General features: G+C 59.6%; 20 protein-coding genes. 10 read left to right on the top strand and 10 right to left on the bottom strand.

The features are described 5' to 3' along the window. Nucleotides 1–84 precede the first annotated feature (84 nt). Complete coding sequence (locus IC231_RS10770; RefSeq protein WP_211538998.1) at nt 85–1,257, bottom strand: endonuclease/exonuclease/phosphatase family protein; 1,173 nt, start codon at nt 1,255–1,257, stop codon at nt 85–87. A 67-nt stretch (nt 1,258–1,324) separates the two neighbouring features. Continuing rightward, nucleotides 1,325–1,885, bottom strand: a complete 561-nt coding sequence (gene purE, locus IC231_RS10775) for a 5-(carboxyamino)imidazole ribonucleotide mutase (protein WP_190784515.1) — start codon at nt 1,883–1,885, stop codon at nt 1,325–1,327. Between the two features lie 143 nt (nt 1,886–2,028). On the opposite strand from purE, the gene IC231_RS10780 reads away from it, so the two are divergent. The 3 genes from IC231_RS10780 to IC231_RS10790 all read left to right on the top strand — a co-directional run bounded on the left by IC231_RS10780 (nt 2,029) and on the right by IC231_RS10790 (nt 5,281). Beyond that, nucleotides 2,029–2,655 carry a MarC family protein gene (locus tag IC231_RS10780; RefSeq protein ID WP_190784516.1) on the top strand — a complete coding sequence of 209 codons (627 nt, stop codon included), beginning with the start codon at nt 2,029–2,031 and terminating at the stop codon, nt 2,653–2,655. Nucleotides 2,656–2,782: 127 nt separating this feature from the next. After that, a complete protein-coding gene (gene hemE, locus IC231_RS10785) occupies nt 2,783–3,817 on the top strand; it encodes a uroporphyrinogen decarboxylase (RefSeq protein WP_190784517.1) in 1,035 nt (344 codons plus the stop codon). Between the two features lie 33 nt (nt 3,818–3,850). Then, entirely contained in the window at nt 3,851–5,281 is a 1,431-nt protein-coding gene (locus IC231_RS10790) for a hypothetical protein (protein ID WP_190784518.1), read from the top strand. Nucleotides 5,282–5,297: 16 nt separating this feature from the next. Here IC231_RS10790 and IC231_RS10795 read toward each other — a convergent pair whose 3' ends face one another. The 3 genes from IC231_RS10795 to IC231_RS10805 all read right to left on the bottom strand — a co-directional run bounded on the left by IC231_RS10795 (nt 5,298) and on the right by IC231_RS10805 (nt 9,813). Beyond that, nucleotides 5,298–6,314 (bottom strand): bifunctional heptose 7-phosphate kinase/heptose 1-phosphate adenyltransferase, encoded by a 1,017-nt coding sequence (locus tag IC231_RS10795; protein ID WP_190784519.1) that lies wholly within the window; start codon nt 6,312–6,314, stop codon nt 5,298–5,300. 146 nt (nt 6,315–6,460) lie between these two features. Continuing rightward, entirely contained in the window at nt 6,461–7,681 is a 1,221-nt protein-coding gene (locus IC231_RS10800; protein WP_190784520.1) for a pyridoxal phosphate-dependent aminotransferase, read from the bottom strand. A gap of 65 nt (nt 7,682–7,746) precedes the next feature. Beyond that, nucleotides 7,747–9,813 carry a glycosyltransferase family 2 protein gene (locus tag IC231_RS10805; protein ID WP_190784521.1) on the bottom strand — a complete coding sequence of 689 codons (2,067 nt, stop codon included), beginning with the start codon at nt 9,811–9,813 and terminating at the stop codon, nt 7,747–7,749. A 186-nt stretch (nt 9,814–9,999) separates the two neighbouring features. Between IC231_RS10805 and IC231_RS10810 the strand changes: the two genes are divergently transcribed. The 3 genes from IC231_RS10810 to IC231_RS10820 all read left to right on the top strand — a co-directional run bounded on the left by IC231_RS10810 (nt 10,000) and on the right by IC231_RS10820 (nt 15,927). Further along, nucleotides 10,000–11,088 carry an efflux RND transporter periplasmic adaptor subunit gene (locus tag IC231_RS10810; protein WP_190784522.1) on the top strand — a complete coding sequence of 363 codons (1,089 nt, stop codon included), beginning with the start codon at nt 10,000–10,002 and terminating at the stop codon, nt 11,086–11,088. A gap of 212 nt (nt 11,089–11,300) precedes the next feature. After that, nucleotides 11,301–14,498, top strand: a complete 3,198-nt coding sequence (locus IC231_RS10815) for an efflux RND transporter permease subunit (protein WP_190784523.1) — start codon at nt 11,301–11,303, stop codon at nt 14,496–14,498. Continuing rightward, entirely contained in the window at nt 14,491–15,927 is a 1,437-nt protein-coding gene (locus tag IC231_RS10820; protein WP_190784524.1) for a TolC family protein, read from the top strand. Before IC231_RS10815 ends, IC231_RS10820 begins: the two co-directional genes overlap by 8 nt. A 93-nt stretch (nt 15,928–16,020) precedes the next feature. On the opposite strand, the gene recR is transcribed toward IC231_RS10820, so the two are convergent. Beyond that, the gene (gene recR, locus IC231_RS10825; RefSeq protein ID WP_185887228.1) at nt 16,021–16,635 is read right to left on the bottom strand and encodes a recombination mediator RecR; all 615 of its coding nucleotides are present in this window, start codon (nt 16,633–16,635) and stop codon (nt 16,021–16,023) included. A gap of 78 nt (nt 16,636–16,713) precedes the next feature. Continuing rightward, nucleotides 16,714–16,995 carry an ATP-dependent Clp protease adaptor ClpS gene (locus tag IC231_RS10830; RefSeq protein ID WP_185887229.1) on the bottom strand — a complete coding sequence of 94 codons (282 nt, stop codon included), beginning with the start codon at nt 16,993–16,995 and terminating at the stop codon, nt 16,714–16,716. Between the two features lie 219 nt (nt 16,996–17,214). Here IC231_RS10830 and IC231_RS10835 point away from each other — a divergent pair, with 219 nt between their 5' ends. The 3 genes from IC231_RS10835 to IC231_RS10845 all read left to right on the top strand — a co-directional run bounded on the left by IC231_RS10835 (nt 17,215) and on the right by IC231_RS10845 (nt 20,937). Further along, nucleotides 17,215–19,392: a S9 family peptidase gene (locus tag IC231_RS10835; RefSeq protein ID WP_190784525.1), complete on the top strand. Its 2,178-nt coding sequence runs from the start codon at nt 17,215–17,217 to the stop codon at nt 19,390–19,392. A 192-nt stretch (nt 19,393–19,584) separates the two neighbouring features. Continuing rightward, on the top strand, nt 19,585–20,142 hold the full coding sequence (locus IC231_RS10840) for a hypothetical protein (RefSeq protein WP_185887231.1): 558 nt from the start codon (nt 19,585–19,587) through the stop codon (nt 20,140–20,142). A 27-nt stretch (nt 20,143–20,169) separates the two neighbouring features. After that, on the top strand, nt 20,170–20,937 hold the full coding sequence (locus IC231_RS10845; RefSeq protein WP_190784526.1) for a hypothetical protein: 768 nt from the start codon (nt 20,170–20,172) through the stop codon (nt 20,935–20,937). Nucleotides 20,938–21,030: 93 nt separating this feature from the next. Here IC231_RS10845 and IC231_RS10850 read toward each other — a convergent pair whose 3' ends face one another. Further along, a complete protein-coding gene (locus tag IC231_RS10850) occupies nt 21,031–21,678 on the bottom strand; it encodes a YceI family protein (protein ID WP_190784527.1) in 648 nt (215 codons plus the stop codon). Between the two features lie 47 nt (nt 21,679–21,725). After that, complete coding sequence (locus IC231_RS10855) at nt 21,726–22,175, bottom strand: MarR family winged helix-turn-helix transcriptional regulator (RefSeq protein ID WP_190784528.1); 450 nt, start codon at nt 22,173–22,175, stop codon at nt 21,726–21,728. A gap of 167 nt (nt 22,176–22,342) precedes the next feature. Here IC231_RS10855 and IC231_RS10860 point away from each other — a divergent pair, with 167 nt between their 5' ends. Then, nucleotides 22,343–22,927, top strand: a complete 585-nt coding sequence (locus IC231_RS10860; protein ID WP_190784529.1) for a DUF6799 domain-containing protein — start codon at nt 22,343–22,345, stop codon at nt 22,925–22,927. A 164-nt stretch (nt 22,928–23,091) separates the two neighbouring features. Here the strand turns inward: IC231_RS10860 and IC231_RS10865 are convergent, their stop codons facing one another. After that, on the bottom strand, nt 23,092–24,570 hold the full coding sequence (locus IC231_RS10865) for a L,D-transpeptidase scaffold domain-containing protein (RefSeq protein ID WP_190784530.1): 1,479 nt from the start codon (nt 24,568–24,570) through the stop codon (nt 23,092–23,094). Nucleotides 24,571–24,614 lie beyond the last annotated feature (44 nt).

Below are 24,614 nucleotides of genomic sequence, written 5' to 3' on the forward strand. Positions count from 1 at the left end.
AGTGCTGTGGCTGTCAAGCACCAAGGCCCGGCCGCACCGTGTGGCCGGGCCTTGGTGGCGCCGTATACTGCAAGAAAAGCAACACTACGTGGTCAGCTCCTTTTTGGGCTGTCCCGGATTGGCCGCTTCCTCCGCTTCCTCCTCTACTTCTTCTTCAAACCCTTCCTTGATTTTTTCCACTGCTTCGGCGTGGTCGTCGGCATCAGCCTCTTCGCAGTTTTCCTCCTGCTCGGCCTTGTCATGCGGCTCGTAGCTAAGCTTGATGAAGATGGGAAAATGGTCGGAGCCCACGTAAGGCAGGCGCTCCATGTCATCGACCTTGAAATCGGCTGACACAAAAACGTGGTCCAGGGGCCAGCGCAGCAGCGAATAGTCGGCGTGAAATGTGGGCAGCAGGCCGCGCCCCACCCGTGGGTCCAGTAGCCCGCTTATGCGGCGAAACAGTTCGGACGTGTGCGACCAAGCCACATCGTTCATATCGCCGAACACGATGGTAGGCTCGTCCTTGTTGTCAATGGCTTTGCCGACCAGCAGCAATTCGGCATCGCGCTTGGTACTGGTTTTGGATTCGGCCGGGGCCGGCGGCTTCGGGTGCAAACCATAAAGCCGTACCCAGGTTCGGCCATCGGGCAGCTGAACTCGGGTGTGCAGGGAGGGCACATCGTCGTCGAGTAGGTATTTTATCTCGCAATTTTCCAGCGGCAGCCGCGAGAAAAACAGCAGGCCGTATGTATTGTCGAGCGGTTCGTGACAGGTATACGGATGGGTTTCTTCCAGAGGCTTCAGCTGCTCATACCACCATTGGTCCGTCTCTACCGTCATGATGATATCGGGGTCGATATCCTGCAGTACAGCCAAGGCTTTGTCGCTCTGCTTGTTGAATTGCAGCACGTTCATCATGGCCAGACTCAGGTGCCGCTTCCCGTCTTTCAGCGTACTATCCCCTACCTGCTTGCTCACCAGCCGCGTATAGGGCATAATCCGAAACCATTGATACAGCACCGCCGCTACCATCGAGCCCAAAGCGGCCCAGCCCCAGTAGCCGGGCAACTGGTGCCAGCCCAGCAGCAGCGCCCCCCCGATAGTAACCAGCGCTATGGCCACAATCTGCAGGCGCGGAAAGTCGAATATCCGAATCCACCAGGCAGTTTCTCGCAGTAGCGGCAGCAACGTGGCTACCAGCGTACTCACGGTGAGCAGCAGCACTAAACCGTGCAGTATGGTAAGCCAAAGCGGTAGGGTGTCGAAGTCGGGCACGGGTGGTGTGGCAGTGAGGTAGTGGATGCGGTGCGGTTTGCGGGTCGGGTGTGGAGGTCAGGCAGGGCTAGTCGTCGCTGAAACCGCCTTTGCGCAGCTCTTCAATAGTACGCATAACCTTGTCTTTGAGCGAAGTGCGGTATTTTTCCAGCACATCGGCGAGGCGCGCATTGTTCAGAGCCAGCATCTGGGTGGCCAGCACGGCCGCGTTGGTGGCTCCGTCCAGCGCCACCGTAGCCACGGGCACGCCGGCCGGCATCTGCAGCATCGACAGGATGGAATCAAGCCCATGAATGGAAGTGGCCGAGTTAATGGGCACCCCAATGACGGGCAGCGTGGTGAAGGAAGCCACCATGCCGGGCAAATGAGCAGCCCCGCCTCCACCGGCGATAATCACGCGCAGGCCCCGCTTGCGGGCCGTTTCGGCGTATTCTACCAGGCGGTGCGGCGTACGGTGGGCCGAAACCAGCGTAATTTCATACGTAACGCCAAACTGCCGGAGCAGTTCGGCGGCGGCAGCCATGGTTTTCAGATCAGACTGGGACCCCATGATAATGCCGACCAAAGGCGTATCAGAGGGAGCGGGCGTTTCGGCCGCTGCGGGAGCGGGAAGAATTGTACTACTCATATGAAGGGAGAAAACAGGACATGCCTGCCGGGCAATGGCTTCTACGGGCTGTTGCCGCGGCGGTTGAGCCATAAACATAGCATTTTCCGTGCTTGCTGATTTTCAAAGGCTCGTACCTTTACTCACTCCCTCTGCGCGCCCCTATGGAAATTCTGCTCGCCACTTTCACCACGTTGTTCTCGGTCGTAAACCCTTTTGGGGCCATGCCGGTGTTTCTCACTCTCACTGAAGACGATACGCCCACCCACCGGGCCGGGGTAGCACTGCGGGCGTGCTTCTACATGGTGGGCGTGCTGACGGTTTCGTTTTTCGCGGGCCAGTACGTGCTCAACTTTTTCGGCATCAACATTCACCATCTGCGCATTGCGGGCGGCATTCTGCTCATGCGCTCCGCCTTCGATCTACTGACCCCCGGCGGCAACCGCGCCAAAGTATCGGACGCCACGCTGGAGGAAAGCATGCACAAGGACGATATCAGCTTCACGCCGCTAGCCATGCCCATGCTTTCCGGCCCCGGCTCCATGGCCGTTTGTATTGGCCTGTTCACCGGCAAGCTGAGCGTGCCTGATATGGGCCTGATCGTGGTTGGTTTTTGCCTGGTGGCGCTGGCGGCTTATATAATCCTTATGTCGTCGCTCCGGCTCACGCGGTTTCTGGGCCGCCCCGGCATGGCGGCACTGGCCCGCATCATGGGCTTCCTGACGCTGGCTATCGGGGTGAATTTCCTGGCTACAGCCATTGTGGCGCTGTTTCCGGGGCTGAGCCGGTAGGCTCTCACTGAACAGAGGTACGCATCGGTTTGGTGAATAGCGGAAAGTCACTTGTTGTGTACCGATTCAGCATTTGAATGGCTTGTAGGCTTACAACACACGAGGCAGGCGTATCTTTGCCCTCCCTATGCTGAAGAACGACCTCCTCCTCCGTGCCGCCCGTGGCGAAGAAACCGAGCGCACTCCTGTATGGCTGATGCGCCAGGCCGGCCGCATCCTGCCCGAATACCGTGCCCTGCGCGCCCGCCTCAGTGGTTTCAAAGAACTGGTAGAAACCCCAGAACTGGCTGCCGAAGTCACCATTCAGCCCGTGGATGCGCTGGACGTGGATGCCGCCATCATCTTCTCCGATATTCTGGTGGTGCCCGAAGCCATGGGCCTGACCTACGAAATGGTAGAAGCCCGCGGGCCCCTGTTCCCGGAAACCATCAAAACCGCGCACGACGTGGAGCGCATGCGCATCGCCGACCCCGAGGAGCACCTCGGCTACGTGCTGGAGGCCATTCGCGTCACGAAGCGCGCCCTGAACGGTCGGGTTCCGCTCATCGGTTTTGCGGGTGCGCCCTGGACCATTCTGGCGTACATGGTGGAGGGCCACGGCTCCAAAACCTTCAGCAAAGCCCGCCGCATGCTCTACCAGGAGCCGGAACTGGCGCACGCGCTACTGCGCAAAATCACGGCTACGACCATTGCGTATCTGAAAGCTCAGGTAGAGGCCGGAGCCAATATTGTGCAGGTATTCGACTCGTGGGCCGGCATTCTGCCGCCTGCTCATTACCAGGAGTTCAGCAGCCGCTACATTGCTGAAATCTGCGCGGCTATTCCCTCAGTGCCCGTTACAGTGTTTGCCAAAGGTGCTTTCTGGGCCGTGGAAGAATTTGCACAGTTCCCCTGCCGCACCATCGGCCTCGACTGGAACCAGGACCCGCGGGCCGTTCGTCCGCTGGTCGGCGACAAAACGCTGCAGGGCAACCTCGACCCCTGTGCCCTCTACGGTACGCCCGCGCAGGTGCGCGCTGCCACCACGGCTATGCTCGACCAGTTTGGCCCGCACCGCCACATTGCCAACCTGGGCCACGGCGTATACCCCGACACCAACCCTGATAATGTGAAGGTGTTTATTGAGACGGTGAAGGAGTACAGCCCGAAGCTGCGCGGCTAATCGGAAACCGGCAACGCAGCCGTACAGATACTCATGCCACTCAAGCGCCTTTTCCTCTGGGCCAGAACGCACCGCCTAGCGCTGCTGGCGGCCGGAGTAGCGCTGGCGTGGCTACCGCTGCTGGCGCTGTGCTTCTACAACCAGCCGTTTCTGTGCGACTTCTCCGTTTCAACGGATGTAGCCAACCACGGCCTGTGGGGCGCGCAGCCGTATCTGTTTCTGAACTGGTCGGGGCGCTACTTCACCAATTTGCTGCTATTCGTGGTCAACCCGCTTAGCTACGGCTGGCTGGAAGGCGTGCAGCTCACGGCCCTACTGAGCCAGCTGCTGCGTATACTGGTGCTGTATCTGGCCGTTCGGGTGCTGGCCCGGCAGCAGCTGCGCCGCAGGGAAGCCGCTGTGCTGGCGGCAGGTCTGGCGCTGCTCTACGTGGCGCTGGCGCCCTACAAGTTCTCGGCGCTATATTACTTCACCGAAATAGTGGTGTACCATGTGGCGGCGTGGCTGCTGGTACTGGTGCCGCTGGCCGTTGAGCGGCTGCACCGGGCGCAGAGCCCCTTTTCCCGCAAAGCTTGGGGGCTGGCGGCCGTGCTGGGCACTGTGGCAGCAGCCGGCGCCAATGAACTGACAATTGTGTTGCTGGGGCTGGTGATGCTGGTAGGCGCAGGCCTTAGCCTGCAACGGCGGCAATGGTTTAGCCTGCGTGTTTGGGTGGGCTTGGGTCTTCTGCTTCTGTTTTTTGGAACCCTGTCGGTGCTGGCTCCCGGCAACTCGGCCCGGCAGGAACTGGATGGTGCGTTGGTGCCGGCTGCTTCTTTTGGGGAGGCAGCCTCACGACTGGCTGTACTGCTGCGCTATCTGTTCGTGGAGCCGGCCATGCTGATTGTTCCGTTGCTAGTGCTGGTTTTGGGGCCGCTGGCCGTGCGGGTTTTGCAGGCCCGGCCGCCAGGCCTGCACTTGCCGCTGCTGCTAAGTGCGGCCGTTTTGGTAGGCGGCGTGGTGCTGGGCACGGTGCCCTATGCACTGATGTGGGCGCGGGTGCCGCTCATTCCGCGGGCCACGAATATTATGGTTTGGTGGTGGCTGCTGGGCTGGATTGTAGCGGCGTGGGCCAGTTTGCCCGCCGACCCGCGGCAGGTGCGCATAGCTTCGCCGGCTGTCCGGATTCTGCTGAGTCTGGTGCTGGGCCTCATCATGCTGCAACCCGCTGCTCGCGCCGCCCTCGACCTGCGCCACGAGGCTCCCGAGTTTGCCCGGCAGTGGCAGCAGCGGTTTGAAAAGCTCCGTGAGGCCGGCAGCCACACACCGCACACCACGCTGCAGCTGGCGCCACTCCAACCGCTCACCAACCGCCTGCTGTTTATTCCGCCCGATGACCTCTCCCCAATGTGCGGCTTTGGTGTGAATACGCGGCTGGCAACGTGGTTCGGCGTCGATTCGGTGCGGCTAGCGGTGCCGCGCTAAGCACTGTGCCGGCCTGCTAGAGCAGCTGCTTCTCCTGTGCTTCGGCCAGCAGCAGGCTTTTTTCAATCGGCACGACGCCCACCTGCTCGCACACCAGCCCGCCGCCCAGATTGGCCAGCGCCGCCGTAACGGGGGCTGGCAAACCCAGCGCTACGCACAGCGCCGCAATGCTGATAACGGTGTCGCCGGCACCGGATACGTCGGAGATGCTACGCAGGTGCGCCGGAATGTAGGTGCGCGTCAGTTCGCCGTTTTCCACAAATACCCCGCGCTCCGAGAGGGTCACCAGCACAATTTCGGGTGTAAGTACCTCGCGCAACCGCGCTACAGCGGCTTCAAAGTGCGGCCGGTCGGCATCCGTATCCCCGAATTCCAGCTTCAGGCCCTCGCGCAGCTCTTTCAGATTGGGCTTGAACAGCGTGCAGTGGCGGTAAGCCAGGAAGTTCTTCTTCTTCGGATCAACTACTGTAGGAATACCGTGCTGCCGGGCCAGCTGAATGAAGTGATGAATGCTGGCTTCATGGAGGACGCCTTTGTCGTAATCCTCGAAAATCACGACGTCAGCACGGCTCAGCAGCTGCTCGAAACGTGCCGTCAGATCACTATTCTCCGCTGCGTTCAGGTCGGTTTCTACTTCCGAATCAATCCGTAGCAACTGCTGGCCATGCGCCAGAATACGCTGCTTGACGGTGGTGGGCCGGTGTCCGGAACGCACGATGCCTTCAGCGGAGAGCTGGTTACTTTGTAGTAATTCCAGCAGCTGGTCACCGCCCTGGTCCTCTCCTATCACGGCGCACAGCAACGGCGTGGCACCTAGCGCCTGCACGTTTAGAGCCACGTTGGCCGCTCCGCCAAGGCGCTGCTCCGTGCGGCTCACGTTTACTACTGGCACAGGCGCTTCCGGAGAAAGGCGTGCGGCCTTACCCCACACATACGCGTCCATCATCACGTCGCCCACAATCAGCACGGTCAGATGGTTAAAAGCGGCAAACAGTTCGGGGAGTGAAGTGGGCGGTACAGCAGCAGCGGGCATTACGGCGGGGTCAGAGGGAGAAGCTGCAAAGGTAAACCGCAGACCGCAATGATGCCGGTTGCCGCTGCTACTGGGAACTAGCCAGCAAAAAAGAAGCGCCAGCCGGACACATTCTCCGACTGGCGCTTCTTGCTGGTTCGCTGGCCCTACTGCAGCTTCGCCAGACTGTTTTTGATGCGAATGAAGGCTTCACGCAGCTTTTCATCAGCGGCGGCGGTGCTGAACCGGATGCAGTTCGGCGCCCCGAAGGCGCCGCCATCCACGGCAGCCACATGACCATCGTTGAGCATGAACAGAGCAAGGTCCGACGCATTGTGGATGACATCACCGCTGGGCGTGGTTTTGCCGAAATAGCCCGTCACGTCCGGGAAAACATAGAACGCCCCGCTGGGCGTAGGCGTCCGGAAGCCTGGAATATCCTGGCACAGCTTCAGTACCAAGTCGCGACGGCGGCGGTAGGCCGCCACCATTTCGTCGGCAGAGCTGCGGCCGCCCTGCAGCGCCGCCAGCGCCGCTCGCTGCGTGATGGAGCAGGTTCCGGATGTAATCTGGCTCTGCATTTTCTCACAGGCGCTAGCTATTTCCTTCCGGGCCGCCAGGTAGCCAATCCGCCAGCCCGTCATGGCGTAACCTTTCGAGAAGCCGTTCACAGTGATGACCCGGTCTTTGATATCGGCGAACTGTGCCATGCTCACATGCTCGCCCACAAAATTGATGTACTCATAAATCTCATCGGCCAGCACGTGCACCTGCGGATGGCGGGCTACTACCTGGGCAATGGCTGCCAGCTCTTCCCGCGAGAATACCGAGCCAGTGGGGTTGCAGGGCGAGGAGTACATAATCAGCTTGGTGCGGGGCGTAATGGCCGCTTCCAGCTCTTGTGCCGTCACTTTGAAGTCGTTTTCCAGCGCGCCCATCAGCGTGATGGTAGTGCCTTCGGCCAGCTTCACCATCTCCTCGTAGCTCACCCAGTAGGGCGCAAACACAATCACCTCGTCGCCGGGATTCACCAGGCTGAGCACGGCGTTGGCCAGCGCTTGCTTAGCACCGGTACTCACCACAATATTTTCGGGCTTGTAGTCGAGCTGATTGTCGCGCTGCAGCTTGTCGCAGATGGCCTGCCGCAGGTCGGGGTAGCCGGGCACAGGCGTGTAGAACGTGTAACCGTCGTCGAGGGCTTTTTTGGCGGCGTCTTTGATGTATTGCGGCGTCTGAAAATCAGGTTCGCCAAAGCTCAGACTAATCACATCCACACCCTGCGCAGCCAGTTCGCGGGCTTTTTTAGCCATGGCAATAGTCTGCGACTCCTGCATGGCATTGATTCGGTCGGACAGGATAGAAGGCGTGAGCGTGGTAGCGTCGGACATGGAAATTTGGGAGGTAGAGGGGACGAAAGTAAAAGTACGGGAGTAGCCGGAGAATCCAGTCCGGGCTATTTGTCCTCGGTACCTAGCCACCGAAAACGGCGCAGCAGAATCTGCAGGTCGGTGCTGGGCTCGTAGTCTTTGGCGTACAACAGTTCTAGGCGGCGGCGCGTGGCCTCGGTGAGGGGCGCAGCGGCCTGGGCCACATCGGCCGGCGACAGGATAGCACGGGCCAGACGCTGTGGCGCGGCGGCGTAGCGCAGGCCCACCCAGGTACGGGAGCCACTCAGCACACGCAGGCAATTGCGCAGAAATCCACCTTTCTGCTGCTGCAGCCAGATCAGCAGCGGCGAGCCCAGCAGCAGCGCGAGGCTAGTCAGAATATCAAGCAGCCGCTTGTTGCGCACCTGCTCCGGCCGGAACAGGTTCAGGGTAATATCGAGCGTGTAGTAGTCGCCGGGAGCATCTTTGCTGGAGCTCCCGATGATGTATTCACTGTCTTGGGGAAGAATTTTGAAAGCAATAGGCGGCTGCTGTGGTAGGCTCACCATAAGGCTGATGATCTGGCTGGCCGACAAGTCCCGGCCGCAGAAAATCAACTCATCTAGGACATAGATGCGGATTATCTCATCGAGCTGACGTACCTCACCCAGCAAATCATCGGGGGGGGCTATGGCCAGCGGCTCCGGCTCTGCCAGCACAGCAGCAGCCGTGCCATTGCCAGCTACCCTTCTGGTAGCAGTTGCACTGGCTCTGGCAGGTGCTGCAACTTCCTGTTCCTGCGGTGTGATATAGCCGATAATGCGGGCCTGCACGGCGGCTTGTTCCAGCAGATGGCGTACTCGTAGACTTTCGGTGGCAGAACCGACAATAGCCACGCTTTTCTGCCGGCGCTCCGAGAAGCGCAGGTCGTGGTAGCGCAAGAAATGCCCGGCAAGCCGCCGCCCTACCAGCGCCATTACGGCCCACACGCCGCCTAGAATAATAAGGGCCTTGGAGAAGCGGTAAGCATCAAAAAAGTTGCTGATAGCCGAAATCAGGACCGTACCCAGGAAGATGCCCCGGGCAATGCGGGCCGTTTTGGTAGGCTTGTCGTAGGCGCCGCTGAGGTAGGCAGTAGCTAGCCACACCAGTATATACGCCGGCACTGCTACCAGCATAAACTGCGGCGGATAGGCGGTGGGCACATATTTGTGGTTCTGCTCCCAGTACGTTTTCAGGAAGTACATACCGCCGTAGATCAGGGCAGCATCGAGCAACACGGGGGCAGCCTGCGTGAGCAGCCGCTCGGCCACCGCCGCACCAGCCCGCAGCCAGATGGCCGCATTTATCAGCAACGAAAAAGTACCAGCGCGGCCTGGCGCAAAGTGCTTCTGCGCAAAAATCACCATGGCCCGGTAAAACACGAACACATAGTTCACGCTCGTGCGCTTGGTGCTTTCGCCCTTGTAGTGAATGATGCGGGTGGCAGGCAGGTAGTGGTTTTTCCAGCCGCCCTGCGTGATACGGTACGAGAGGTCAATGTCCTCGCCGTACATGAAGTAGTCCTCATCAAGCAAACCCACTTGGTCGAGGGTGGCCTTGCGCATGAGCATGAACGCGCCGCTGAGCACCTCTATTTCGTGGGGCTGGTCTTTGTCGAGAAAGCCAAGGTGGTAGCGCCCAAATTTGCGCGACTTCGGAAACACCTTCGCCAGCCCAAAAATCTTGTAGAACGCCACCCAAGGTGTGGGCAGGCCGCGCTTGCTCTCCGGCAAAAACTTACCCTGCCCATCCAGCATCTTCACACCCAGACCGCCAGCGTTGGGATGTTCGTCCATGAACTCGCAGCAGATGCGGAAGGTATCTTCTTCTACTACCGTGTCGGGGTTGAGCAGCAGTTGATACTCGCCTTTAGCAATGCGTAGGGCCTGGTTATTGGCCTTCGAGAAGCCGGGGTTGTCCTTGTTTTCGATAAGAATAACCTCCGGAAACCGAGCCTTCACCATGGCCACGGAGCCATCCACGGAGTTGTTATCGACCACAAACACCTCAACCGGCTGAGCCAGCTTCTCCACCGCCCGCCGCACCGACAGTAGCGCCTGCTCCAGAAAGTAGCAGACGTTGTAGTTGACGATAACGACGGAAAGCTTCACAGGGAGCAGTAGCGGGGCGGGCGGATAGAACGGCGAAAGTTACGGAGAGTGACCGGCATTGTAGAACGGACGGCTCCGGCTTCGCCCTCTCTAAGCGAGTTAGCAGATTTTGTAGCGCTTCATACCGGCTTCATGAAGGCGGCGGTTGCTTTGTGCTATTAAATCAGGATGGCACGCAATACGCATATGAAAAGAGGGTTCCTGCTCACGCTACTAGGCATGAGTGCATTGTACGGCGGCACCAGCTGCTCCAAAGAGCACAAGGAGAAAGAGGAGAAAATCAAGTTCCTCGTCACCAGCCCGCTCCAGAAAGACACGACCATCACCAAGGAGTATGTGTCGCAGATTCATGCCTACCAGCACATTGAGGTGCGGGCGCTGGAAAAAGGCTACCTCCAGAAGATTTACGTGGACGAAGGCCAGCGCGTGCAGCAGGGTCAGCTCATGTTCCAGATCATGCCCATGGTGTACAAGGCCGAGCTGCAGAAGTCGAAGGCCGAGGCCAACTACGTGAGCCTGGAGTACCAGAATACCAAGAAGCTGGCCGACAAGAACATCGTATCGGGCAGTGAGCTGGCCCTGGCCCAGGCCAAGCTGGATAAGGCCAACGCCGAAGTCGGGCTGGCCAAAACCCACCTCGATTTCACCACCATTAAGGCCCCGTTCAGCGGCATGATGGACCATTTCCAGGCCCGGCTGGGCAGCCTGGTGGATGAGGGCGACCTGCTGACCACCCTCTCCGACAACAGCAAGATGTGGGTGTACTTCAACGTGCCCGAGGCCGAGTACCTGGCCTACAAGGCCCACGCCCGCACCGAAGCCGAAACCAAGGTGAAGCTGCGCATGGCCGACAACGAGGAGTTCAAGTACCCCGGCGTGGTGCAGACCATCGAGGCCGACTTCAACAACGAAACCGGCAACATTGCCTTCCGGGCAACTTTTCCCAACCCCGACGGCCTGCTGCGCAACGGCGAAACCGGCTCGGTGCTGATGACCGTGCCGCTGAAAAACGCCCTCATCATCCCGCAGAAAGCCACCTTCGAAGTGCTCGAAAAGAAGTTTGTGTACGTGGTGGACGAGAAGAAGAAAGTGCACCAGACCGAGGTAACCGTGGCCTCCGAAATGCCCGACCTCTACATCATCTCGTCCGGCCTGAAAGCCACCGACAAAATCATGCTCGAAGGCATCCGCAAGGTGAAGGAAGGCGACAAAATCCGCTTCACCTACGCGGAACCGAAGTCGGTGATTTCGCACCTGAAAGTGTACAGCGAGTAGGATTCTGCCGCACAAGCAGACCGTCATGCTGAGCTTGTCGAAGCATCTCTACCGCCAAACTAATCCCTCTTTATCGCACGATTTCCGCTCCATAGCCCAGGGTTTAAACCCTGGGCTAGTGAACCGTGCCACGAAGCGGTAGAGATGCTTCGACTGCGGCTGCGCCTTCGCTCAGCATGACGCCCCAATAGTCACGAACAGCTCCCTATTTCATGTTCAGTAAATTCATTCGCCGCCCCGTGTTTGCCATCGTTATTTCGGTGGTTATCATGTTCCTGGGTATTCTGGCTATCAAGACGCTGCCCACGTCGCAGTTTCCTGAAATTTCGCCGCCGATGGTGATGGTGAGCACGGCCTACCCCGGCGCCAGCGCCAAGGTGCTCACCGAATCGGTGCTGATTCCGCTGGAGCAGGCCATCAACGGCGTGCCCGGCATGAAGTACATGACCTCCGACGCCGTATCGGCCGGCGAGGCTAACATCCAGATTGTCTTCAACCTGGGCACCGACCCCGAGCAGGCGGTAGTAAACGTAAATACGCGTATTGCGCAGATCCTGAACCGTTTGCCGGTGCTGGTACAGCGCGAGGGTGTGGTGGTGAACCGCGTGGTGCCCAACATGCTCATGTACGTCAACCTCTACAGCAAAGACAAGAACACCGATATGCGGTACCTCTTCAACTTTGCCGGGGTGAACATGCTGCCCGAAATCCAGCGCATCGATGGCGTGGGTCGGGCCAGCATTCTGGGTTCCCGCCAGTACGCCATGCGCGTGTGGCTGAAGCCGGACCGCATGCGGGCCTATAACCTGTCGGTGGACGACGTGATGGAAGCACTCAACGACCAGAGCGTGATTGGCTCGCCGGGCCGTATCGGCCGCTCCGACGGTAAGGAAGCCTCGGCGCTGGAATACGTGCTGACGTACAAGGGCCGCTTCAACGACGTGGAGGAGTACAAGAACGTCATCATCAAGGCCAACGCCAACGGCGAAACGCTGCGCCTCAAGGACGTGGCCAACGTGGAGCTGGGCTCGGAATTCTACGACATCTACTCCAACCTCGACGGCTACCCTTCGGCGGCCATCATGCTCAAGCAAACCTACGGCTCCAACGCTCTGGATGTAATCAAGAGCGTGAAAGCCAAGCTGGAGGAGCTGAAGAAAACCATGCCCCCCGGCATGGACTACAAAATCAGCTACGACGTGTCGAACTTCCTCGACGCCTCCACCGAAAACGTGATTCACACCCTGCGCGACGCCTTTATTCTGGTGGCCCTGGTGGTGTTCCTGTTCCTGGGCGACTGGCGCTCCACGCTGATTCCGATTATTGCCGTACCGGTGTCGTTGGTGGGCGCGTTCATGGCTATGCAGGCGTTCGGGCTCACTATCAACATGATTACCCTGTTTGCGCTGGTGCTGGCTATTGGTATTGTGGTGGATGACGCCATTGTGGTGGTGGAAGCCGTGCACGCCAAGATGGAGGAAAAGCACCTCTCGCCCTATGGCGCGGTGCGCGAGGTTATCGGCGAAATCAGCGGGGCCATCATTGCCATTACCATTCTGATGACGGCGGTATTCGTGCCGGTGGCTTTCATGAGCGGGCCGGTGGGCATTTTCTACCGCCAGTTCTCGATTACCATGGCCGCCAGCATCGTCATTTCGGGCATCGTGGCCCTGACCTTGACTCCGGTACTCTGCGCCATGATTCTGAAGAACAACCACGGCCAGCCCCGCAAGAAAACGCCCATCAACCGGTTTATCGACTGGTTTAACCGCGGCTTCGAGCGTCTGACCGGCCGCTACACCAACATTCTGGAAAAGGTAGTGGACCGCCGCGTACTCACCTTCGCGGTACTGATTGCCTTCGGGCTGGGCATCTTCGGTATTTCCACTACCCTGCCTTCGGGCTTCATTCCGGCCGAGGACCAGGGTATGATTTACGCCGTGCTCCAGACGCCGCCCGGCTCCACCCTGGAACGCACCAACGACCTGTCGCAGCGCCTGCAGAAGCTGGCCGAGAAAGTGCCCGGCATCGAAAGCATTTCCACGCTGGCTGGCTACGAGATTCTGACCGAAGGCCGGGGCTCCAACGCCGGTACCTGTATCATCAGCCTCAAGCCCTGGAACGAGCGGAAGGAATCGGTGCACGACGTGATACTATCCCTGGAAGAAAAGGCCAAGGAAATTCCCGGCGCGACCATCGAGTTCTTCGAGCCACCAGCAGTACCAGGCTACGGCGCGGCGGGTGGCTTCCAGCTGCAGCTCCTCGATAAAACGGCCACCGGCGACTACAAGGCCCTGGAAAAAGTGAACGAGGAGTTCATGGCCGAGCTGAAAAAGCGCAAGGAGCTGAGCGGGTTGTTTACCTTCTTCTCGGCCAACTATCCGCAGTACGAGCTGCAGATTGACAACCAGCTGGCCATGCAAAAGGGAGTGAGCATCGGCAACGCCATGAACACGCTGTCTATCATGGTGGGCTCCACCTACGAGCTGGGCTTCATCAAGTACCAGCGCTTCTTCAAGGTGTTTGTGCAGGCTTCGCCCGAGTACCGCCGCCTGCCCAAGGACATTCTGGACATGTGGGTGAAGAACGACAAGGGCGAAATGGTGCCGATGTCGGCCTTCATGAAGATTGTAAAGGGCCAGGGCGCCAACGAAATCAACCGCTACAACATGTATCCCACGGCCTCCATCCGCGGCGACGCGGCCCAGGGCTACAGCTCGGGCGAGGCCATCAAGGCAGTGCAGGAAGTGGCGGCCAAAACCCTGCCCCGCGGCTACGACATCGACTGGGGCGGCCTCTCAAAGGACGAAGTGGGTCGCGGCAACGAGGCCATCTACATCTTCCTGGTGGTGATTGTGTTCGTGTACCTGGTGCTGGCCGCGCAGTATGAGAGCTTCCTGCTGCCGCTGTCCGTGATTCTGAGCTTGCCGGCCGGTATTTTCGGCTCCTTCCTGCTCATCAAAACCATGGGCCTGGCCAATAACATCTACGCCCAGGTGGGCCTCGTGATGCTGGTAGGTTTGCTGGGTAAAAACGCCGTGCTGATTGTGGAATTTGCGGTGCAGAAGCACGAGGAAGGTATGAGCGTACGCGAAGCCGCCATTGAAGGCGCGAAGGTGCGTTTCCGACCGATTCTGATGACTTCCTTCGCCTTCATTGCCGGCCTGATTCCGCTGGTCATTGCCCACGGCGCGGGGGCTATCGGCAACCGCACCATTGGTACGGCGGCGCTGGGCGGCATGCTGTTCGGCACCGTGTTCGGGGTGATTATCGTGCCCGGCCTGTACTACATCTTCGGCACGCTGGCCGCCGGCCGTAAGCTGATTGATGACGAGAATGAGAACCCGCTGTCGGAGTTTGAGCCGCACGTATTAGTTGATGAAGAAGTTCCGAGCCATAGTCATGCTTAACAAACGCATTTATCAGGGGCTGAGCGCCGCGGTGCTGGCCCTGTCGGTGGGCGCGTGCAAAATGCCCGAGCTGGCCACCAAGGCCGCCGGCCGGCCGGTACCCGCCACCTACGCCACCACCACCCCGGACAGCACCAACACCGCCCGCAACCAGTGGCGGCAGTTCTTCACCGACCCCAACCTGGTGGGCCTCATCGACACGGCCCTGCAGCGTAACCAGGAGCTGGATATCTCACTGCAGGAAATCCAGATTGCCCGCAACGAGGTACAGATCCGCAAGGGCGAGTACCTGCCCTTCGTGGGCCTGGGGGTGAAGGCCGAAACGGCGCGGGCCAGCAAAAACACGCTGCAGGGCGCTACGGAAGAGGCCATCAACATCCAGCCCGAGCACCGCAACCCCGACCCGCTGCCCAACTACCAGATCGGGGCGTTTGCCAGCTGGGAGGTGGATATCTGGCACAAGCTGCGCAACGCCCGCAAGTCGGCCGCGCTGCGCTACCTGGCTACGGTGGAAGGCCGCAACTTCACGGTCACGAACCTGATTGGCGAAATTGCCACCTCCTACTACGAGCTGCTGGCCCTGGACAATCAGCTGGCCATCGTGCGCCAGAACATCGAACTGCAAACCAACGCCCTGGAGCTGGTGAAGCTGCAGAAGGAGTCGGCCCGCACCACCGAGCTGGCGGTGCAGCGCTTCGAGGCCCAGCTGCACAACACCCGCAGCCTGCAGTACGGCATTCAGCAGCGCATCACCGAAACCGAAAACCGCCTCAATTTCCTGGCCGGCCGCTACCCCCAGCCCATTGCCCGCAACTCGGCGGCGTTCAATGAGCTGCTGCCCACGCCCGTGCAAGCCGGCGTGCCGGCCCAGCTGCTGCAAAACCGCCCCGATATCCGGCAGGCCGAGCAGCAACTGGCCGCCGCCAAGCTGGACATCCAGATTGCGCGGGCCAACTTCTACCCGGCACTGCGCATCACGGGCGGGGCCGGTTTCGGGGCCTTCAAGTCCGGCCTACTGTTCACCACGCCCGAGAGTATGCTGTACTCCCTGGCCGGTGATTTGGTGGCCCCGCTGGTGAACCGCAACGGCATCAAGGCCCTGTACGGCAACGCCAACGCCGTGCAGATTCAGGCCGCCTACAACTACGAGCGCACCATCCTGAACGCCTACGTGGAAGTAGCCAACCAGCTGGCTAGCATCAACAACCTGCAGCAGAGCTACAACGAAAAGGCCAAGGCCGTGCTGGCCCTCAACCAATCCACCAGCATTTCCAACAGCCTGTTCCGCTCCGCCCGCGCCGACTACACCGAAGTCCTCTTCACCCAGCGCGACGCCCTGGAATCGAAGTTCGACCTGATCGAAACCAAGATGCAGCAGCTCAACGCCTCCGTAAACTTGTACCGCGCCCTGGGCGGCGGCTGGAGGTAAGCCGAGAGGAAAACCCTCCGCACAGATGACGAAAAAAGCCTATCCATCACGTAATTACGCGACGGATAGGCTTTTTTTGCTTTTCCAGAGTAGTTACCGTGCTTGGCGCTGACGCTCTACTATCGAGCGGCCTAGCGTGATTTCGTCAGCGTATTCCAGCTCACCGCCCATTGGAATGCCGCGGGCAATGGTGCTGATGTGTACACCCTCAAAGTCACGCAGCTTGCGCGAGAGAAAAAAGGCGGTGGTGTCGCCTTCCATGGTAGGGCTGATGGCTAGAATCACTTCTTTCACCTCCGACTCGGGCGCGCCCATGCGGGCTACCAGCGAGTCAATCTGCAAGTCGCTGGGGCCCACGCCTTCGATGGGAGAAATAACGCCACCCAGCACGTGGTACGTGCCTTTGTATTGCCCCGTGTTTTCGATGGCAATAACGTCGCGGATATCCGACACCACGCACACGGTGCTATGGTCGCGGAGCTTGTTGGCGCAGATGGTGCACTCCGGCGTATCGGAAATATTGTGGCAGGTGTCGCAGTAGCGGATTTCGAAGCGCATCTTGGCCAGTGCCTCGGCCAGAGTAGCCGTCGTATCGGCTTCGGCCTTCAGCAGATGCAGTGCCAGACGCAAAGCCGTTTTCTTGCCTACGCCCGGTAGCTTCGACAGTTCGCCAACGGCGTTTTCTATCAGTTTGGAGGGGAATTCCATCTAGTTGGTAAGGAGTAATGATAGTTGCCTGCTGGGTACGCTGACGCCTGGACGGCAACAATCACCCCGCAGCAACCACTAGAGTACGTCGGCCGAGATGCCCCGGTCGTGGATGGCGGTGCACATGCCGGCCAGTTCATCGAACGTGCCGTGCTTGACGGTGCATTGGCCTTTATAATGAATAAGCAGCGTGCACTGTTCCGCCTGTTCCGGCTCATGGCCGCACACATCAATCAGGGTTTTGATGACGTGGTCGAACGTGTTGACGTCGTCGTTGTACACGATTAGGTCGCGCACGTCGGTGGTTTCTTCCAGGAGCAGAACGTCCTCGTCGTACTCGATTTGCGGTTTGCTGTTCATGGCACAAAAATACGGAAAAGCGAGCAGAAAGCCGGGTTTTCCTGGCCCGGCCGGCCTACTATAACCCCTTGAAAGGATGAATCGTTTCGGGCAGAGCCAGTAAAAAATAGCGGGCTGCAACTGCACGGCCGCTCGTCCGTCGTTGGCAGCAGAACGGGCTTCCGGCTCCCGAAATCTGCCGTAATTTCGGCCTTCGTTTCCTCCACCTTTTTCCGCTTCATGCTTCACTCCTCTTCTCGCCGGCCGCTGCTTCCGCTGCTGCTGGTGCTTCTTTTAGCGCAACTACCGGCCCTGGCCCAGCAGAAGCGCCTGACCATGGAAGATGCCTTCCTCAACCGCAGCCTGCAACCCGAAAACGTACGGCAGCTTTCCTGGATTCCGGCTTCGCAGAACGAATACAGCTACCTGCGCACCTCCGGCGGCCAGGATGAGCTGATGCAATCCAATATTGCCGGCAACTTACGGGTTGTGATTACGCTGGCCGAACTGGGCCAGGCCTTGCAGGCAGCTGGCGCGCCGGCCGTCAAAGCGGCGGCATTTCCGGTCGTTACGTGGGCAAATCCACAGAGTCTGCTGGTCACGCGTGCCAACAAGGTATACCGTATAGATGCGGCTACCAAGCAGGCCAGCGCGGTATTTGGCTATGATGCCGCCGCCGAAAATGTGGAAATGGACCCCACCAAAACCCGCGTGGCCTACACCAAGGCGCAGAACCTGTACCTATCGGCGGCGGGCCGCGAGAATGAGGCGGTGACCACCGAAACCAACCCTGGCATCGTGAACGGACAGGCGGCGCACCGGTCGGAATTCGGCATCACGAAGGGCACATTCTGGAGCCCTTCCGGCGGCAAGCTGGCCTACTACCGCATGGACCAGACCATGGTAACCGACTACCCGCTGGTGGACGTTTCCACGACGCCGGCCCAGGCCAAGCCCTTCAAATACCCCATGGCCGGCGACAAAAGCCACGAAGTGACAGTGGGAGTGTATGACCTGGCGTCGCGCAAAACCGTTTTTCTGCAAACCGGCGAGCCGAAAGAGCAGTACCTGACCAACATCAGCTGGAGCCCCGACGAGAAAAGCATCTATATAGCGGTGCTCAACCGGGGCCAGAGCCACCTGAAGCTGAACCAGTACGACGCGGGCAGCGGAGCTTTCGTGAAGACGCTTTTCGAGGAGAAGTCCGATAAGGACTTTGTAGAGCCGCTGCACGAGTTGAAGTTCGTGCCGGGCCACCCCGACCAGTTTCTTTGGCGCAGCCAGCGCGACGGCTACGAGCATATCTACCTCTACAGCACCAGCGGCAAGCTGCTGCGCCAGCTCACCAAGGGCCCGTGGCAGGTAACGGATGTGCTGGGATTTGCCGACAACAACCGCGAAGTAGTTTTCCAGAGCACGGAGGCCAGCCCACTGGAGCGGCAGGTCTACGCCATGAAGCTGAGCGGTGGCAAGCTGCGCCGGCTCAGCCAGGAGAAGGGTACTCATACGGCCACCCTCAGCCCGGGCGGCACGCTCCTGTTCGACGTTTTCAGTAACATCACCACGCCGCGCATGGCCGGCATTATCGGGCTGGATGGCAAGCTGAAACAGCAACTCCTGAATGCAGAGAATCCGCTGACGGGCTACGCACTGGGCGAAACCAAGCTCGTCACCATTAAAGCGGCCGACGGCACTACCGACCTCTACGGCCGCCTGACCACGCCTCCCAACTTCGACCCGGCCAAAAAGTACCCCACGGTGGTGTACCTCTACGGCGGCCCGCATGTGCAGCTCGTTACGGATTCGTGGCTGGGCGGCGGCAACCTCTGGATGCAGCTGATGGCGCAAAAAGGCTACGTGGTGTTCACCGTCGATTCGCGCGGCTCAGGCAACCGGGGCTCGGCGTTTGAGCGCGCCACGTTCCGGCAGCTCGGCACCGTGGAAATGGCCGACCAGCTCAAGGGCGTCGACTACCTCAAAAGCCTGCCCTATGTAGACCAGGCCCGCATGGGCATCCACGGCTGGAGCTTCGGCGGCTTCATGACCACGACCATGATGACGCGCAGCCCCGGCACGTTCAAAGTCGGCGTGGGCGGCGGCCCGGTCATCGACTGGCGCATGTACGAAATCATGTACACGGAGCGCTACATGGATACGCCCCAGGAAAACCCCGAAGGCTACCAAAAGGCCAATCTGCTCAACTACGTGGATAAGCTGCAGGGCAAGCTGCTGCTCATCCACGGCACCGTCGATGACGTGGTGGTGTGGCAGCATAGCCTCGACTACCTGAAAACGGCCGTTGACAAGGGCGTGCAGCTCGACTACTTCGTGTATCCCGGCCACCCACACAATGTGAGCGGCAAAGACCGGGTGCACCTCTACAACAAAATCACGCAGTACTTCGACGATAAGTTGTAGCGCTTGAATTTTACCAGAAAAAGCCGCTGACTTCCTCGTTAGCGGCTTTTTTCTTGCCCTGGGCCCCGACGCCACTTTGCCTTCACTCATAGTTTGCTGAACCAGAAAAACGGCCTGCGCTGCTCATCCAAATTCTGGCGGCTGCGTTTGTACCTCTACTTTTAGCTTCTCATCCGTAGCTCCGCGCTTCCCATGCCCGTTCCGTCCGCCGAATTCAAAAAAGCCCTCAAACGCCTGCCCGATGCCGAAAAGGAGAAACTGCTACTGCGGGCCGTACGTCGCGACGCGGAACTGTACGAAACCTTCGTGTTTGAGCTGCTCCCGGATGTGACGACCGAGCAGGTGTACGAGCAGGCCGCCGACCGAATTCATGAGTTGTTCAATGTGGCCGTGACGGGGCGCCTGCTCAACCGCAGCCTCAACAAGGCGCTGGGCAAAGCGGTGAAGGAAACCGCCCGCGCCCGCCGCATCACCAAAGACAAGCGCCTGGAAATCGACCTGAACCTGTACGCGCTACGCCTAATCTTCGATAATTACACCGGCCAGTTCGACTCGCCATACGCGGGCTTCTTTACCAGCACCGCCCGCCTTGCAGCGCGCACCACGCAGCTGGTGCTCACGTCCCTGCACGAAGACCTGTGGCTGGAGTACAAGCCGGAGCTCGACGACTTTCTAACGCAACTGCACGGCCGCAGCAAAAGTCGCAGCCTGAAATTTGAGCTACCCCGCGAGCTGGTGCTGCCAGATTAATAGTTTCTTGCGGGAAATATTTCCTCTATGTATTTACCGCGTTTAGCTACGGCGGCACTGGTGCTTTGCAGCGCCGCAGCCTGCTCCGAAGGTCCAGCCCGTCGGCCGGCTTCTGCTTCCGAAACGGCTCAGCCCGATACCGCCGCCGTGCGCAAAGTAGCGCAGGAGTATCGGGTACACTACAATACGCCCGTTGCCCTCGACAGCACCGACTTCTACTATCAGCCGATTTCGGTGGTGGCGCAGGATGCATCCAGCCGCAGCCGAATTCTATCCAGCAGTTCTTATGGCAGCGACTACGAGGGCAACACAGGCATAGAAGGCACCTGCTACAACGTGTTATTCTTCCAGAAATCGACGCGCCAGGAGCAGGCATTGTTACCGCACGGGCGCTTTGTCATCATGGAAATTGATGCCGAGAAAAAGCCCGATGTCCGCTGGCCTTACCTGTTCTACACCATCGTCAAGGACGATACCAACGCCGACGGCGACCAGGACGGGGAAGATGCCAGCGCATTGTTCGTGTCTGAGCGCAGCGGCCGGCAGCTTCGGCAGCTTACCCCTGATGGCACGCGCCTGGAAAGTCGTTTGCTGCTACCCAAAACTAGCCTGCTGCTGGCCGAGGTACGCCCCGATGTCAATCGGGACGGCAAATTCACGCACGCCGATGGTACCTACTGGCTCCGCTTCGACTTGGCCAACCTTGCGGCGGCACCCGTGCGCCAGCCGGCTCCGGCACTGGCCAATGCGCTGCACCAGCAGATGCTGCTGCGCCAAAGCAAACGCCACAACTAACCTCAAACACACAAAAAAAGCCCCGCCGGAATGTTCCGGCGGGGCTTTTTGCTGAATGAGATTCATCCATTCAGCATTCAGCGGCAGGCTGAATTACTGCTTGGCTACTACGTTGAAGCTCAGCGTGAATTCATCCATGATGGCTTTGTCGCCGATGCTTTCGAAGAACGACTTGGAGCCGTACTTGATGTCGAACTTGGTACGGTCGATGGTAGCAGTACCGCTGGCCGAGGCCAGACCGCCTTTCACACCCGTTTTGGCCGGGAACGTGATAGACTGCGTGATGCCTTTGATGGTCAGGTCGCCGGTGATGTTGGCATTGTTGCCGGCAGCATCGGCCTTTTTCAGCGTGGCAACTTTCGTGATTTTGAAGGTTGCCGTTGGGTTTTTGTCGATGCTGAAGAAGTCTTCGGAACGCAGGTGGCCTACCAGTTTGCCGTTGGTGTCAGCATCCTTGATGTCGGTTACTTTCAGCGAGTTCATGTCTACCACGAACGTGCCGCCCACAATCTGATTGCCGCGTACCATCACGCTGCCGTCTTTAAACTGTACGTTGCCGTCGTGCTGGCCGGTTACTTTTTTCCCAACCCAACCCAGGGTGCTCAGCTGTGGCTGCACCTTATAGGTTTTGTCGGCGGCTTTCAGCGAGCTGGCAGCTTTGGCAGCAGCAGGATTGCCGGCGTAAACAGGAGCAGCTAGCAGCGAAACAGCCAGCAGAGCGGGAACAAGAATCTTTTTCATGGGTATGTGAAGTGTGAAATGAGGGTGCAGGGCAAGGCTGAAAACCGTCAGCCGCGGATTTTATCGAGCAGGACGCTGAGTTGCGTCGCTTCTTCTTCAGTCAGGTGTTGCAGGCCGGTCGGGTTCTGCTCCATGGCCACATCCATCTGGCTCAGCAGCGTGAGGCCCGCTTCCGTAATGCGAATGTCCACGGCGCGGCGGTTGCTGGGACACACTTTGCGCGTTACCAGCGCCTTGCTCTCCAGCTTATCCACGATGCGGGAAGCATTGCTGGTTTTGTCCAGCATCCGCTCAATAAGCAGGTTCACGGTAGCCGGCTTGGGGTGCTGGCCACGCAGAATGCGCAGAATATTGAACTGGGGCAGCGTGACTCCGAAAGGTTTGAACGCCGCCGCCTGCCGCTGTTCCAGCCAGCCGGCCGTGTACAGCATATTGATGTAGGCTTTCTGGTACGCGTCGCGGAAAGTAGGCTGCTTGATTTCGTCCTCTATTTTCATAACCTGCATGAGCTACTGCGGTAATGTGCTGCAAATATATGTACATACATTTAATGTCACAACACAGTTTCGCAAATTTATTTTTTCTTCCTTGTCAAAAGCAGTGCGACAGCCATTTGCCGCCAATGTCCGTAAGATGAGCCTCTCACCTTTTTTTGCTGTTTCCTATGAAAAACCTGCCTGTAGCGCTGTTTACCTTGCTGTTGGCCATAGCGGCCCCGCTCAGCGCCTCTGCCCAGACCAAAACCGCGCCGAACCCCACCAGCCGGGTGGCCGCTAACGCTTCCGACCAGTATGTGATGCAGAAAGGCGAAGTAGTGCTGCGTCAGAATAGCCGCTTGGTGCCATTATCGAAGAACGTGGTGCTTTCCAACGGGACAAAGGTTAACTATAAAAGCGGAATAGTTGAATTTCCGACCGGCAAGAAAACGACTCTGCGCGAAGGCGACTACGTAACCATTGGGGGCGACGTGGTGTTTGCCACGCCCGGCAGTGCCGCCGCCGCCCGCGGCGACAACTCGGTGCCCGCCGATGCCAAGTTTGATCAGTATGTAGACCGGGGCACCACGCCCACTTCCACTACAACCACCGTCATCAGCTCGCAGCCCAATGACCTGACCACGCTGCTGAGCCGCAAGATCCAGCTGCTGAACGATAAAATTAACCTGATGACGCCCAACCCCGCCAACCAGGCAGCCATCGACAACCTCAATCAGCAAATCCGGAGCCTGGATGCGCAGATAAACCGCTAAAGCCGGACGCCGCCGAGCTACGGCAGCTACCCTGCTACAGCACCCCAAAAAGCCCCCTGATGCATATTCAGGGGGCTTCTTTTTGAGTAGCAAAGCGCGGCAACAGGCGCTTCGGGCCAGCGCAACTTATCTGGCGCGCACGGCAATGCACCTCCGGCAGCCGGCTACGAACGGGGCCCGAACAGGGCGCGGCGCAGCACTTCGTCGCGGTGATAGATGTCGGCGAAGAATCGTAGGCGGCCGCGCTCAGCGGTGCAGGTTGCGTAGCAGATGTGCAGCGGCATGGGCCGGCGCAGATACACCGTGCGGGATACAGTCTGGCGGGCGCACTCCGCCTCTGTGGGCAGGCGCACCGTACGGCCTTCACGCCGCATCAGATAAGCGGCCAGCGACAGGGGAGCCTGCAGGCGCATGCAGCCGTGGCTCAGAGCACGGTCAGGGCGGTCGAAAATCTGCCGCACGGGCGTGTCGTGCAGGTAAACCGAATACGGATTGGCAAAGCGAAACACAATGTTACCCAACGCATTGTCGCAGCCTGCCGACTGACGAACGGTGTAGCGAAAGTTTTTAGCCGTTATTGCCTGCCAGTTTATCTGCCGGGCATCCACAAACCGCCCCTGCGCGTCATAGAGCGAATAGTTATTGAGCGCCAGATAGCCGGCATCAGCTTTTAGGTGCGGCAGGATTTCCCTGGTGGCAATGGAGTGAGGGACGTGCCAGTCGGGCGCCAGGGTGAAATGCGTAATCCGGCTGCTGAGCGTAGGTGTAGGCGTACGCGGCTGCCCCACCACCACACGATGCCGCCGCACCACTGAATCGGCACTCAGTACCAGCAGTTCGTAAGCGGGAATATTGAGCAGGATATAGGAGGAGTCGGCGGACCGCGCAGTCCAGCGCCAGCGCTCCAGGTTTACCGCCGCCAGCTCATACCGGGCCTGATGCCAGGCGGCCGAATCGGGAGGCACGGGGGCTGCCAGCCAGCTGGCCAGAGCCTCCTGCAGCTGCCGGTATTCGCGGTGGCGGGGTTGGCCGCTGAGCATTGCCATCGGCACCGCACCCCGGCCCAGCGCTTCCCGCAGTGCCCTGACCGGCTCCCACGCCGCCCCATCTGCGGGGTTTGCTTCCGGCCGGGCGGAGGGCCGCAGCCGGCCAGTGCTCAGATCATGCATGAAGCGCAGCGCCGCATCACTCAGGAATACCTCCAGCCGCGCCTGTTGCCGGGCCCTGCTACCGGCAGGCGCAGGCCGCCGCAGCGAGTCGCGCAGCGCCTGCAGACGCAGCCAGTGATAGTCGGTGGTGCGCAGGCCGTATTCCGGCGCACGGGCCAGCAGGGCCAGCGCCGCCCGCGCATCAGCCGTAACGGAATCGAGGGAAGTAGTCCAGAGAGGTTGAAAACCGGCCCCGTACAATGCCCGCACATCGGGGCCGGCCTGTAGACTACGTTGTAGCCCGGCGCCGGGAGCCGCCGCAGTATCCAGCAGCTGCCGAATCAGGTCGGCAACGGGAACCTCCTGACTCTCAGGAGCGGCAGCCAGAGCCGGGCTGGTGGTTGCGGGCGGCAGCTTATGTGCTCCTGAGTGACACCAGGGACCGGCCAGCATCAGGCTGGAAACGTAGCATAGCAGGCGATGAACAGCCGACATACAGCAAAGAGAAAATAAAATCTAAAGGTACCCGGCCTGGCTTC

The organism is Hymenobacter duratus (assembly GCF_014698995.1).
Taxonomy (GTDB): Bacteria; Bacteroidota; Bacteroidia; order Cytophagales; family Hymenobacteraceae; genus Hymenobacter; species Hymenobacter duratus.

Excerpts from the sequence above, each read along its gene's own strand:
- IC231_RS10855 (WP_190784528.1), bottom strand. The coding sequence starts at position 22,175 with ATGAAAATAGAGGACGAAATCAAGCAGCCTACTTTCCGCGACGCGTAC.
- IC231_RS10780 (WP_190784516.1), top strand. The coding sequence starts at position 2,029 with ATGGAAATTCTGCTCGCCACTTTCACCACGTTGTTCTCGGTCGTAAAC.
- IC231_RS10840 (WP_185887231.1), top strand. The coding sequence starts at position 19,585 with ATGCCCGTTCCGTCCGCCGAATTCAAAAAAGCCCTCAAACGCCTGCCC.
- IC231_RS10835 (WP_190784525.1), top strand. The coding sequence starts at position 17,215 with ATGCTTCACTCCTCTTCTCGCCGGCCGCTGCTTCCGCTGCTGCTGGTG.
- IC231_RS10845 (WP_190784526.1), top strand. The coding sequence starts at position 20,170 with ATGTATTTACCGCGTTTAGCTACGGCGGCACTGGTGCTTTGCAGCGCC.
- IC231_RS10865 (WP_190784530.1), bottom strand. The coding sequence starts at position 24,570 with ATGTCGGCTGTTCATCGCCTGCTATGCTACGTTTCCAGCCTGATGCTG.
- IC231_RS10800 (WP_190784520.1), bottom strand. The coding sequence starts at position 7,681 with ATGTCCGACGCTACCACGCTCACGCCTTCTATCCTGTCCGACCGAATC.
- IC231_RS10820 (WP_190784524.1), top strand. The coding sequence starts at position 14,491 with ATGCTTAACAAACGCATTTATCAGGGGCTGAGCGCCGCGGTGCTGGCC.
- IC231_RS10790 (WP_190784518.1), top strand. The coding sequence starts at position 3,851 with ATGCCACTCAAGCGCCTTTTCCTCTGGGCCAGAACGCACCGCCTAGCG.
- hemE (WP_190784517.1), top strand. The coding sequence starts at position 2,783 with ATGCTGAAGAACGACCTCCTCCTCCGTGCCGCCCGTGGCGAAGAAACC.
- IC231_RS10815 (WP_190784523.1), top strand. The coding sequence starts at position 11,301 with ATGTTCAGTAAATTCATTCGCCGCCCCGTGTTTGCCATCGTTATTTCG.
- IC231_RS10810 (WP_190784522.1), top strand. The coding sequence starts at position 10,000 with ATGAAAAGAGGGTTCCTGCTCACGCTACTAGGCATGAGTGCATTGTAC.
- recR (WP_185887228.1), bottom strand. The coding sequence starts at position 16,635 with ATGGAATTCCCCTCCAAACTGATAGAAAACGCCGTTGGCGAACTGTCG.
- IC231_RS10830 (WP_185887229.1), bottom strand. The coding sequence starts at position 16,995 with ATGAACAGCAAACCGCAAATCGAGTACGACGAGGACGTTCTGCTCCTG.
- IC231_RS10860 (WP_190784529.1), top strand. The coding sequence starts at position 22,343 with ATGAAAAACCTGCCTGTAGCGCTGTTTACCTTGCTGTTGGCCATAGCG.
- purE (WP_190784515.1), bottom strand. The coding sequence starts at position 1,885 with ATGAGTAGTACAATTCTTCCCGCTCCCGCAGCGGCCGAAACGCCCGCT.
- IC231_RS10795 (WP_190784519.1), bottom strand. The coding sequence starts at position 6,314 with ATGCCCGCTGCTGCTGTACCGCCCACTTCACTCCCCGAACTGTTTGCC.
- IC231_RS10850 (WP_190784527.1), bottom strand. The coding sequence starts at position 21,678 with ATGAAAAAGATTCTTGTTCCCGCTCTGCTGGCTGTTTCGCTGCTAGCT.